The following is a 12288-nucleotide window of genomic DNA, read 5'->3' as shown; positions in this document are numbered from 1 at the left end:
TTTTTGGAAATCAGTGTTTTGTCAGGTCTGCTTAGTTAGGTAACTGATAGCAGAATATAAAAAAATAACTGACCGGAATTCACCAATCAGTTATTTTTGTAAAATGAGAAATTAACTCTAATATTTCCTCAGGAAAATGTCTCCGCTTACTGTTTTCAATTCAACACCGGTATTCCCTCCGTTTAATGATAATTCGCGATTTGTGCCTACCCACGAAATTTCCTTTGGCGGTTTGTTGTCAAAAACCAGGTTTGAATATACGTCTCCTGTTACAGTCGATAAATCAATATTTGCTTTATGACTTTCCGGTACAGAATAGTCTATAAAACCACTCACGGTTTTAATTTCCATCTCTCCCACACACCCCATCAGTTCAATTTCTCCCGAGATTGTGTTCAGACTGAACTCGAGATTGCCGGGAACTTTTAGCGTGTAATTAATATCAGTATTAAAGTTGTATTGATCTCTTTCTCCTATCTTTTTTTTGATTCCGTCAAAGTCAACAACTTCCTCAATACTTGTTTTCCCGTTTTTGTTTTTAACTTCCAGGCTGTAATAGTCGTTAAATGTATTGTTTTTGATATCAACCGTAACCTGAAGTTCAATAAAGTTATTTTTCCAGGCTTCTATTTTGATATTATCGGCAAAACTTAGCTTCATTTCTACTTTTGAACCTTTTACATCAACTTTTTCGTTAACGATCTTTTGAGCATGAATTAAATCGTTACCAAAAATCAGCATCAGAACAAGGATGATTATTTTTTTCATGGTAGTCTATTTTTTTCGTAAATAAATATTTCCTGATACTGATTTCAAATAGATTTCCTGTCCTCCGCCATTTAGTTTGTAACTTGTTTTCCCTTTTCGTTTTATGGCTCCAAGGCCTTCCGAACGTTCGTCACGGTCTTCTTTTCCAGCACTTTCCAAATTCAGGTTATTGTATACATTTCCCGTTAAATTGCTGATTTCAATATTTGCTTTGTTCCCCGCTGGAATTGAAACATCAACAAATCCGCTAACAGAAGCGAGCGAGGTGGGTTCTCCCTGGCTTACATTGCTAAATATGACTTCAACATCGCCACTAACGGAATTTACCGTAAATGGTCCGCTGCAATTGTTTAGTTTTACGTCCGAGCTAAGCGTTTTAATCTCAAGGCTGCCGTTATATGAATCAATATCCAGGTCGCCGCTTGCAAAAGGGCTGTGGTAATCGATACTTACCGCTATACCTGCGGGAATTGAAATGGAGTAGTTAAAGTCTCTTACCTGTTTGCTTATCCCGGTAATGCTAACGATTCCATCTTCTTCGCTTACATTTACTGCCAGGCCTGTATTATCTTCCATTGCTCCCAACAATTGTAATCCTTCAGCCCGCTCGGGTTTTTCAAAGTTGGCGTCGGACTCAATTACAATAGTGTTTCCACTTGTGTTTTTTAAAGAAATCTCACCTAGAAGGTTTGTAATTTCCACGCGATTTTTCACCTTTGGTGAATATTCATATTTCTCCTGGCTCATGCTTAAAAGAGGAAGGACAAATGCTGCTAATAGAACAGTTACTTTTTTCATAATTATCTTTTTCTTTTTGTTTCACATTTTTTGGAATGTTGATTTTTTGCCGGCCAATAAATCACTCATCCCGTGTTTATATGATTGTTTTTATCATATTCTTTGCATATTCCCTGACCTGTTCGTTTGTATTTTCGTCTTTTGAAATGGATTCTATCTTGTCTTTTGCTTCTTTAATTCCTGATTCTGTAAGAACTTGTATTAATGAGATCTGCAAAAGCGGATTGTCCTGAAGTGACAAGGAATGAATGAGCTCATTTTTTATGCCGGGGTTTTTATCCATTATTTCGGATAAAGCATTGATTGCAGCCAGTCTTACATTTACATTTTTGTCGCTATTCATGGTATAAACCAGTGCGTTTACCAATGCATCATCTGCATTTCCCATTGTTTTTATATTGTGAACAGCTTCGATTCGCTGTGGCCCGGAATAATCTTTCAGCCCTGCGAGCAAAACCTCTTTTTTCATCGAATTTAGTTCGGATTGTAATTGAGCTATCTCTGTGTTTTCAGAACCGGTAAAATACCCGGCGATAAATGTACCTGCACCAATGATCAGTATTGCTGCTACCTTAATCCAATCCGGTAACTGAATTATTCTTTTATCTGTGAAGTTGTCGTTCGCCTCAACCAACTTTAAGAATTCTTCTTTCATATCTCCCGGCGGCTCAACCTCAGGGAAAGAGTCGGTAAATTTCAGAAATGATTTTAACTCGGAGTAAAGCTCCCGACACGACTCACAGCTTTGAATATGAATACCGATTTTTTCTGTTGTATCCTTATCCAGTTTTTTATCGATATATTCCGGGAGGTTTATTTTTACTTCTTCACATTTCATCTTATTCAATTATTATTTTAGTATAAATTTCTTTTAGTTTTTGAATGGCTCTAAAGGTTTTCACCTTCACCGCATTTTCTGTTGACGAGATTGTGTCTGCAATCTCTTTGTATGAAAAGCCCTGGAATCGATTTAACTCTATCATTTCGCGGTATGCCGGAGGCAATTGAGACATTGCCTCAATCAGAAATTCAAACTTTTCTTTTGTGTCTTGCTCCCGCATTGACTCTTCCTGATCAAACTCTGCTACCTCCAGATCGTTATCTTCACCATAGAATTTTCGTTTTTCATTGTAATAATCAATCAGAATATTTCTTGCAATCCGAAACAACCAGTAAGCAAAAACTTTGTCATCTTTCCAGCTATGACTGTATTTCAGAATTTTTACAAATACATTTTGTGTCAAATCCCTGCTTGCCTCTGCATTTCTGGTCATTCTATAGAAATAACCATACACATTTTTATAGTTTCTGTCATATAGAATACCTGCTGACCTTTTTTCTCCTGCGGCCAGCTTCTTCATCAGCATTTCGTCACTAAACTGTTTTTTCATTCTTTATTTCAGGAAAATATTCCTCTAAATTGCTTATCTGATATGAATACCTGCAAAATATAGGAATGGTTACTGTGGAAATAAAAAATAGTTGTTTTTTTTAAATAGTTGGAACATATTAGAAAATAAAAAAACCGGCTCAACTGTTGAACCGGTTCAAGTCCTATTCGACGTCTTCTGTGCTATTAACATTTTTATCTTTTGGGTAAACTGCAATGTGGATTTCCATGGTGGTTAGAAAACAGTCATCCAAGTTTAATTACGTATGGGGAGCGCACAGTTTAAAAGAACTTAATAATTTGGGGTAATACCTTTACTTATTCCGTTAATTGATATTTATAACAAATAAAGAACCTTCATTATTGTAATTCAATATTACAACTAAATTTCAGTAATTTTTTTTGCAATTATTGTATGGTATAGAATTTCAGATATGTGGTTAACTTTAATTATTTAATGGATTATTAGAAATTGGTTTACCACTAAATAATAACGGGCACTAACATCTCAACCCGGGTGCCCGGATATTTTGCACCCGGAGTTAGTTCCGCTGTAATAATCTCTGATTTCACGTCGTAGCGGTCACCAATGAGTTGTAATCTTTTCTTTGTTAAAGAAACTCCCATATTTAGATTTTGGTCCGATTGTGAATAAGGTTTTGATTGTTTTATTCCAATCCCATTGTCTTCAACTGTAATTTTAATACTTTTTTCATTGACTGATTTTATTCTAATCCATATTTTTCCTTTATCGGGAAGAGAAGATACACCATGCCAAATCGCATTCTCAACAAAAGGTTGTATAATCATTGAAGGTATGGCAACTTGGTCCACGTCAATTTCATCATCTAATTCAATTTCAAAATCAAATTTATTATCCATTCTGAATTGTTCCAACTCTATATAATTTCTAAGGCGTTCCAGTTCGTCATCGATTTGTATTGAGTTTGATTTTAACGAGTTCATGTTTTGTCTTATCAGACGGGCAAATTGTGAAAGATAAATACCAGCCTCTGCCGCCTTATTTAGCAAAAGGTATCGTTGTATAGAACCCAAAGCGTTGAAAATAAAGTGCGGATTCATCATCGACTGTAATGCCTTGTGTTCGAGCGTTATTATCATGTTATCGGTTTCCTTCTGTTTTATTTTCCGTTTGTAAAAGAAAATGATAATAAGGACTATACCGCTGAGCATGATAAGCAAGATTCCAATCTTTGTTAATGTACGCTGAAAAAAAGTTGGCTGAACCACAATCGGAAGTTCAACAGCCTGGCTATACTCCTCCAGACTTTTTCGAGCCTTTAGTTTAAATGTATAATGCCCGGGGGGGAGATTTAAATAGGTTACTTGTGTATTTTTTCCATTGATCCATTCCCGATCGATCCCTTCAAGCATGTAGGAATAATTTGAAGGAGTTGAGGAATAATTTAAGCTGGCAAAATTGATGCTAAAACTTTTTTTGCTTTTGAAATTGACTACTTCGGTGTATAGGTTTACCTCTTTCTCTCCTATTGATAAACTATAAAAATAGGGTTGCGGGATTTGAATTGCCGCATTAACACAGTCGGATACAGGTATCGATACTAGTCCATCATCTGAGGCAATATATAATCTGTTGTCGTGACAAATGATATCATTAATATTATTAAAGTCAATATTCAATCGGCTTAGTTCAAGAGCTTGCCGGCTTATGATTTTTAACGGATTTTTTATGAAATAGACGGTTTTCGTTGTATAAAAAAACAATATGTTTTCATTGTATTCAATTCCTTTTATCCGGTAGTCGATTTGCGCTCTGAAAGCTTCTGTTAAGTCATAAATATTTTGATCTTCTCTCAATATTAACTGATTTCCAATTACATTGTATATTTCATAATTTTCATTGATTGCCAGATGTGAAGTAATTGTTTTTCCATTGAATGGTTGCAACGGAAGATTTAGACTTAGTTTATCGTCAATAGCAATATAGTTTTTATCTGCATTGATAACCAGATGATTATCTTTGTTTACAAAAACATTATTTATTCTTCCGATTCTTAGCCCGATAACTTTACAATCGAGTCGTTCATTGTAATCAATAATTAAAAGCCGATCATTGATATATGAATATATTGTCTTTTCATCAAAGGGTACGTCTAACTTTTTAACTTTATAAGGTAGTTTTTTATACGCGCCGAATTTTATTGTATTGGTTTTTTCATCATAAATGGTTTCTTTAATTGAATGAAGTTCTTCTCCTATTGAGCTTGTTAATAACGTGTTGTCTTTGAAGTGGTATATGTTTGAAAGATTATTTTCGTCCAAATCAAGATTCATCCGGGCTAGTTTCTCTCCGTTAATTGTATATAACGAACTACCATTGGTTGCCCAAAGTTTGCCGTTGTTGGTTGGTGCCAGCGATTTTATTCCTGACTCTTCAAAACTTTCGGTAGCCCAGTATTGATATCTTAAAATCTCACGATTTATCTTGTAAATTCCTTCTGACGCTGAAGTGACCCAGATGTTACCTTCATTGTCTGTCATAACACCTTGGGTCTGATTAACATTGAGGTGGAAGATGATTTCCTTGCCATCATAACAATATAAACCTTCGTCATAGGTGGCGAGCCAAAAAAGTCCTTCTGAATCTATTGTGAAGGAATTGACGTATCTTGATTTTGACTGTAAAATGTGTTTGGCGATAAGTTTTTTACCCTGGTAGATGTTCGCGTCTCCTGTTCGTTCAAACGCGATTGTTTTGTTCTGGCTATCTATTCTAAAAGCTTTTTCTATAAGATAGTCGGTGAACGGAGTTAGATATGCACTATTTCCAAGCACATCTGATTCGTAAATACCGATTGCCGACCATAGTAGGAATTTTTTATCCGAAGACTTGTTTAAATGGAACAGACTCAAATCTCTTTGATTGTTAAGACCAAAATTTAATTTCGTTATCTCCGTGTCATTTTTTTTAAAAACATAAACATCTGATATTGAATTGTAAAAGTAGAGAGTAGAATCTTCGTCTTCATAAAAATCAATAAAATAGAAGTTGGCTTTTAACTGACTGAGCAGGGTATCATTTTTTTCGTTATAGATTGTATTGTCTAAATGATAATTCAGAGTTCCGTTCATATTCATAAACCAGAGTCTTCCTGATGCGTCTTCTTTGATTCGCATTACGATGTTGTCACTTAGCCCTTCTTCTACAGAATAATTTTTAAAATTGGTTCCATCGAAACGAATCACACCGGCATCAGTAGCAAACCAGATAAATCCTCGTGTGTCCTGATATGCGTATATGATTTTATTGGTCGGAAGTCCTTCCGCGATGGTGTAATTTTTTACAAACGGATTTGCCGCAAAAACAGAATGGAGGAACAATAAAAAGATAACGGATAGAAAATACTCTTTTTTCACTAATCGATAGATTTTGAATGCGTTCCTACCAATTCCCTGAATTCATTAAAACGCCTTCTTGATATAGGAAGTTTTGTGCCATCATTAAGAACGGCAAAATATCCCTGGTAACTTGAAAATCCTTTTAAATAATTCAGGTTGATAATGTTTGATTTATGTATTCTGAAAAATTGGTTTGAATCCAGAACTTTTTCAAACTCTCCCAACGATTTACTCGAGATAATTTTTTCCAAGCCCGAAAGGTGTAAAATTGTATAATTGCTGTCGGCTTCCAGGTAACGAATTGTATCAACCTCAACAATACGAAAACCAAATTTCTCAACAACTGTGATTTTTTTTACCTGTTTATTTTCTCCTTTTACCTGTTGGAGTAAATTTTCGAGTGACTCACTGTATATATTCTGTACATTATTTTGTTTTTGCCGCAAATTTAAAAACGATGTGGCTTTGTCAACGGCTTCTTTTAATTCTGAAGGATTAATGGGTTTTAGTAAATAATCAATCGCATTGGCCTTGATGGCTTTTAAAGCATATTCTTCGTGTGCAGTTGTAAATATAATTGCATATTTTTCTTTTGGGATGGAAGCGATAAAATCGAAACCGTTTTCGTTTGGCATTGAAATATCCAGAAAAATTAAATGAACTTCAAATGCTTTTAATAACTGCCTGGCAGTAGCGGCAGATTCTGCGCTTCCGCATAATCTTATATCCGGGCAATAATGTCGTAAAAGTATCTCCAGCGTTTGCCTGACATTCATTTCATCATCAACAATAATGGCATTAATTCGAGTCATAAAGCAAAGATATAACATAAATTAGAACTAATATATTTGGCAGATGAACGGTAGGTTTTATTTAGCCAGCGGTTTAAAAATCCTAACCAATGGTGGCTGTTAAATTTGTATTTCCCGTTTTAACAAAAGCCGACGATAACTATCAAAACAATTCAGTTTGGAGAAGTTTTTCTGGAATTGAACAAAATTGTACCGATTTTTGTAAATTAACTTAAAATTTAACAAACAATAGATTATGGATTCAGTCGGAAGTTTTTCGGAAAAGTTTAGTGACATAATTTTGTTTTATGGCCCGCGGTTGGTTGGTGCTATTATTACATTAATTATTGGTTGGTGGATAATTAAAGTTATTCAAAAGGCGCTACGTAAAGGTTTTGAAAAGAGAGAGATGGACCCATCTTTACGAGGTTTTTTAAACAGTATGATTGGGATACTCCTGAAAACCATGTTGATAATTAGTGTGGTTGGAATGCTTGGGGTTCAAATGACTTCCTTTATTGCGGTTTTAGGTGCTGCGGGTTTAGCAATTGGAATGGCTCTTTCCGGTACCCTTCAAAATTTTGCAGGTGGTGTAATGATTTTGTTGTTCAAGCCCTTTAAAGTAGGCGATTTTATAGATGCCCAGGGACACAAAGGTATTGTTAATGAGATTCAGATTTTTAATACAATTTTAAAAACTCCGGATAATAAAACCATTATTATTCCCAATGGAGGACTTTCCACTTCGTCCATGGTAAATTTTTCGGCCGAGCCAAAACGAAGAGTCGATTTTTTATTTGGCATTGGTTATGGCGACGATGTAGACAAGGCAAAAGAAGTATTGCGCACATTGATTGATAAAGACGAAAGAATTTTAAAAGAACCGGAACCATTTATTGCTGTTTCTGAACTTGGAGACAGTTCAGTTAACATTGTTGTACGTGTATGGGCCGAAGCGTCGAATTATTGGGGCATCTATTTTGATATGACTGAAAATGTTTATAAAACATTTGATAAAGAAGGCCTTAATATTCCTTTCCCTCAAATGGATGTACATATTCAAAAATGAGGAATACAAAATAATTAGGCTTTATTACTGATTACTTTGAACTTTTAACTGCTTGATTTGTATTTTTAACATAAGCAATCGTAAATTGTGTGTAAGCCTTTTTTGGTGATTATTGAAATTAGAAAATTGCAGAATAATGGAAATTAATTGATAATCATGAGGTATAAGACAATTGAAAGTTGTATTTTTGTTACTTACGTGCAAAATACTGTGATTTTTTCACGGTAAACTCCGTCCTAAATGAAACTTCTCCGTTTCGCACAAATTGTCCTATAAGCCGGAATAAATCCCGGCTTTTTTTATATGCCAGGCTAAATAATCCGGATTTTTTTATCGAAAACTGAAATAATATCTCCTTTACGCAGTTTTGCACGTTTTCGGAATTCCCTGGTTCCGTTCAGAGAAACTTCACCTTCCTCAACAAGAATTTTTGCATGTCCTCCAGTTTCGGCCAGACCAAGCAATTTTAGCAATTTAACCAATTCAATATACTCTGATTTTAACTGAAATTCCAGCATTATAACTTGATTTTCTTTTTAATTGATTTTGGAATTGCATTTTTGTGAACCATTATTGCAATTGTTTTCAACCGAACATAGTCCTCTGTCATATGAAGATAACCTCCAAAATTATTGCTGTCGGCACCCCACGAGTTTTTTGTGTAAAAACATGTCTGTCCGGAACTGTTTTTTGAAAGGCCGACAATATGCATTAAATGATCATCTGTCGTTGTTCTGTCAAAAAAAGTTTCTTGTCTCATTTTCTGGTCCACTTTTCCCAATTGTTTTTCAGGGAGATTTGCAATTCCTTTGTTGTGGGTAAACGTTTTTTCGCTTGTGTCTCCATCCCATGCAACGGTATAACCGTTATCAATGGCATAAGTTATAACTTCCATTAATTCATCGATAGGTAAGTTGTAATACAAATCGTTTGACCAGTTATCCGGAACTTCCAACACAAATTGTGAATAAAAAGGATGATGGTTGTAGGATGTCAGTTCAACATAATCATCAGCGTTGAGTTTGAATTTATCGCGAAGTTTTGAAGGAGTGTAAGTTCCTTCATCGGTTTTCACTTTATTGGGAAGTTTACCAATTTTTTCTTTTAATATTTTTTCTACGGGTTTTACGTCAGCAGCAGAAAAATTTTTTCTCTTTTTGTTCAGTTTCTCAACATCGTCGTTTAAATCTCTTGCCCACTGGTGATGATTGTATCTTCCATCTGTTTTTACTCCTGGGTAAGATTCAAATGTAACCATTCCATGTTCCTTTAGAACATTTAGAACATCGTGCGCCTGTCCCCCCTCGCTAAAATTGTTTTTCCCGTAATACAGCAAATAATCTTTAGCTTTATCAAGATATGCCATATATACAAAATACATTTCCGAGAGGTCAGTTTCGGGAAAACCTTTTCGCATGATTTCTGATTCCAAAAAACTGGTTGTGGCAAAACTCCAACAGGTTCCTGTACTTCCCTGGCTTATAACCGGAGTATGTTTTAATTCCTTGATAATTTCAAATTCTTCCTGATTGTCCTGTGCCGGGACTTGTGCCGACAGAAAAAAAATCAGGATAAAATACAGCGTAACTTTTCTCATTCTGAATGTTTATGAATTTTTTATTTCCTGTTGTTGTTTACGCGTCAATCCCATTACAATCAGATCATACGATTCATCAACAAAGTTTTTTATCATGTCGTCAGAAATCGAGCCATCAACAGAAATGGTGTTCCAGTGTTTTTTGTTCATGTGGTATCCCGGTATAATTGCAGGATATTCTTCACGAAGTTCAATGTTTTTTTCGGGGTCGTTTTTGACACTTATCGATAAGTCACCTTCTAAACTGGTGAGACAAAACATCTTGCCACCTACTTTAAAAACCAAGGTAGTTTCACCAAAGGGAAATTCTTCTGATACGCCTTTTAATGAAAGACAATACTCCCGCAACTCCTCAATATTCATGTTTGTAAAATTAGAATTACGGGTTAAAAGTAATTTTTTCCTTTTGAAATCAAAATTTAAAGCGTAGGATAAAAAGCATCTTTAAAATGTTCCAGCTCATACCGCTGATTAAAGAAAATAATCGTAACAACATCAAAGCGGGTTTCCAAATCAATATCTTTTTTGAGGATATATGCATCGGCGGCCTCAACAATACGTTTCATTTTTGAGTTGGTAACAGCTTCTGAAGGGTGTTCATAACGGATGCCATTGCGCGATTTTACTTCTACAATAACCAGCTGTTCACCATCGCGGGCAATAATATCAAGTTCCAAATGTCCGTAATGCCAGTTTTTATCCAAAATCGTGTAGCCGAGTTTAGCTAAATGCTGTTCTGCAATTCCTTCAGCTTTTTCTCCTATTTCACGTTGCGAGACCATTTGTTCAAATTTGGGTATTTAAAGAAGTTTTAATGTTGAATTTACAGAAGAAACGTCAAGTTGCCAGGTTTTTCCAAAAGCGAGCGCCAGATTTTTTTTGTCGTGGCCCGCTTGAAATCCAAATGCAACAGGATATTCAAATTCCTGAACAGTTTCCGATATAATTTCATAAATATTTTTTCCAAATGGCGATTCGTTATCTTTCATATCCGTAAAATCTCCCAGAATCAGACCGATGAGGTTGTCCAGTTTACCTGCGAGCTTAAGTTGGTGCATCATCCGGTCGGAGTGATATAAAAATTCATCAATGTCTTCGAGGAAAAGAATTTTGCCATCGGTTTCCAATTCATATTTCGTACCCTGTAAGCTGGAAATAATCGAAAGGTTTCCTCCGACCAATTCTGCTTCAACTTTTCCTCCCTTGTTATGTTCCCCGTTTTTGAATGAGTATGCAACTTTTTTACCTGACAGGATTTTTATGAGCGAATTCAGATTTGCGGCAGGTTCTCCGTTTTCATCAAAATAGTAACGCGGCATTGCTCCGTGTATCGTTGCAAAACCTGATTTATTAAGGCAGGAATGTAAAATCGTAATATCGCTAAAACCTACCAGCCACTTGGGTTTTTTCTGAAAACTTTCAAAATTTAGTTTGTCAATAATCCTTACTGTCCCGTAGCCACCGCGGGAACACAACACTACGTCGGTTTCCGCATCATCAAAAGCATTTTGCAAATCCTCCAAACGTTGTGAATCCGTTCCCGCGAACTGAAAATGTTGGGAAAAAGCATGTTCTCCAATTTCAACTTTATACCCTTGTTTTTGAAACCATTCAACAGCGGGGAGCACATATTTTTTATCGATTTTACCGGCCGGTGAAACTATCCGGATTTTTGAACCGGGTTTTATGTAGGGTGGTGTTTTCATTGGTTTTCGAGAAAAAAGGAAAGTTACAAAATTGAAATGCCGAAATGAAATTTACCCCATCAAAACCTCGTACAACTCTTCAACGGTTTCAACATAGTAATCGGGATTGGCATTTTTTAAATCTTCGTCTTTGCCAAAACCATAAGCTACAGCAACCGTTGTAAGTCCCTTTGCTTTCCCTCCTTCAATGTCATAAACCGTGTCGCCAACCATTGCAACATTTAGGAAAGGTTTAATCCGGTGTACCGTTAAAATGTCAGAGATGATTGATGTTTTGTTCGCGCTGTGCCCGCCGTAATCTGCACCTTTCAGCTGAATTATATATTTGTCGAATTCGAAATGCTCGATGATTTGTTGGGCAAATTTTTCAAGCTTCGAGGTTGCCACATACATTTTAACACCGGCAAAGTGCAAATCTTCCAGCAACTGATAAATGCCCGGATATGGTTCATTCTCGTGCCAGCCGTTTTCACTGTAATAATCGCGAAAATATTCAACTGCCAGTTTTGTGTTTCTTTCGTTTAATCCAAACAGCTGGCTAAATCCCCATTGTAAAGGCGGACCGATAAATTTATCAAGTACATCTTCTGAATAACCATGTATCTGCATGTGCTCCAAAGCATACAACAATGAGTTACGTATACCGCGGGTATTGTCCGTTAGTGTGCCGTCGAGGTCGAAAATAATGTGTGAAAAGTTTGCCATATGTTTTTAAAAATACGAAGGTACGCCAATAGATTGAAAAAATTGAAAACATCGGAATGGTTTTTGGTAATTCTCAAAATAAG

The 12288-nt window shown here is 35.8% G+C and carries 13 protein-coding genes; 1 reads left to right on the top strand and 12 read right to left on the bottom strand.

The features are described from left to right. Positions 1–117: 117 nt before the first annotated feature. The 6 genes from K5G00_RS15220 to K5G00_RS15195 form a co-directional block, all read right to left on the bottom strand. Positions 118–768: a DUF4097 family beta strand repeat-containing protein gene (locus tag K5G00_RS15220; RefSeq protein ID WP_238767037.1), complete on the bottom strand. Its 651-nt coding sequence runs from the start codon at positions 766–768 to the stop codon at positions 118–120. A gap of 6 nt (positions 769–774) precedes the next feature. Beyond that, entirely contained in the window at positions 775–1566 is a 792-nt protein-coding gene (locus tag K5G00_RS15215; RefSeq protein WP_238767036.1) for a DUF4097 family beta strand repeat-containing protein, read from the bottom strand. A gap of 76 nt (positions 1567–1642) precedes the next feature. Further along, positions 1643–2404, bottom strand: a complete 762-nt coding sequence (locus tag K5G00_RS15210) for a zf-HC2 domain-containing protein (RefSeq protein ID WP_238767035.1) — start codon at positions 2402–2404, stop codon at positions 1643–1645. A 1-nt stretch (position 2405) separates the two neighbouring features. Beyond that, entirely contained in the window at positions 2406–2957 is a 552-nt protein-coding gene (locus K5G00_RS15205; protein ID WP_238767034.1) for an RNA polymerase sigma factor, read from the bottom strand. Between the two features lie 482 nt (positions 2958–3439). Beyond that, positions 3440–6355, bottom strand: a complete 2916-nt coding sequence (locus K5G00_RS30070; protein WP_238767033.1) for a sensor histidine kinase — start codon at positions 6353–6355, stop codon at positions 3440–3442. Next, entirely contained in the window at positions 6355–7149 is a 795-nt protein-coding gene (locus K5G00_RS15195; protein ID WP_238767032.1) for a LytR/AlgR family response regulator transcription factor, read from the bottom strand. The genes K5G00_RS30070 and K5G00_RS15195 overlap by 1 nt, the downstream gene beginning before the upstream one ends. A 235-nt stretch (positions 7150–7384) precedes the next feature. Here K5G00_RS15195 and K5G00_RS15190 point away from each other — a divergent pair, with 235 nt between their 5' ends. Beyond that, positions 7385–8197 (top strand): mechanosensitive ion channel family protein, encoded by an 813-nt coding sequence (locus K5G00_RS15190; protein WP_238767031.1) that lies wholly within the window; start codon positions 7385–7387, stop codon positions 8195–8197. A gap of 311 nt (positions 8198–8508) precedes the next feature. Here K5G00_RS15190 and K5G00_RS15185 read toward each other — a convergent pair whose 3' ends face one another. From K5G00_RS15185 to K5G00_RS15160, 6 genes are read right to left on the bottom strand one after another with little or no spacing between them, the layout of a single operon-like run. Continuing rightward, the gene (locus K5G00_RS15185) at positions 8509–8715 is read right to left on the bottom strand and encodes an RNA-binding S4 domain-containing protein (protein ID WP_238767030.1); all 207 of its coding nucleotides are present in this window, start codon (positions 8713–8715) and stop codon (positions 8509–8511) included. Then, positions 8715–9794 (bottom strand): C1 family peptidase, encoded by a 1080-nt coding sequence (locus K5G00_RS15180; protein WP_238767029.1) that lies wholly within the window; start codon positions 9792–9794, stop codon positions 8715–8717. Before K5G00_RS15180 ends, K5G00_RS15185 begins: the two co-directional genes overlap by 1 nt. Positions 9795–9803: 9 nt before the next feature. Next, the gene (locus K5G00_RS15175; protein WP_238767028.1) at positions 9804–10157 is read right to left on the bottom strand and encodes an MmcQ/YjbR family DNA-binding protein; all 354 of its coding nucleotides are present in this window, start codon (positions 10155–10157) and stop codon (positions 9804–9806) included. A 56-nt stretch (positions 10158–10213) separates the two neighbouring features. Further along, positions 10214–10576, bottom strand: coding sequence for a YraN family protein (locus K5G00_RS15170; protein ID WP_238767027.1), 363 nt, complete (start codon positions 10574–10576; stop codon positions 10214–10216). An 18-nt stretch (positions 10577–10594) separates the two neighbouring features. Further along, the gene (locus K5G00_RS15165; RefSeq protein WP_238767026.1) at positions 10595–11500 is read right to left on the bottom strand and encodes a S66 peptidase family protein; all 906 of its coding nucleotides are present in this window, start codon (positions 11498–11500) and stop codon (positions 10595–10597) included. Positions 11501–11551: 51 nt separating this feature from the next. Beyond that, complete coding sequence (locus tag K5G00_RS15160; protein ID WP_238767025.1) at positions 11552–12205, bottom strand: HAD hydrolase-like protein; 654 nt, start codon at positions 12203–12205, stop codon at positions 11552–11554. Positions 12206–12288: the final 83 nt, after the last annotated feature.

This window comes from Maribellus maritimus (assembly GCF_022267315.1).
In the GTDB taxonomy this organism is placed as follows: Bacteria; Bacteroidota; Bacteroidia; order Bacteroidales; family Prolixibacteraceae; genus Draconibacterium; species Draconibacterium maritimum.
This window is presented reverse-complemented; position numbering and strand designations above follow the sequence as displayed.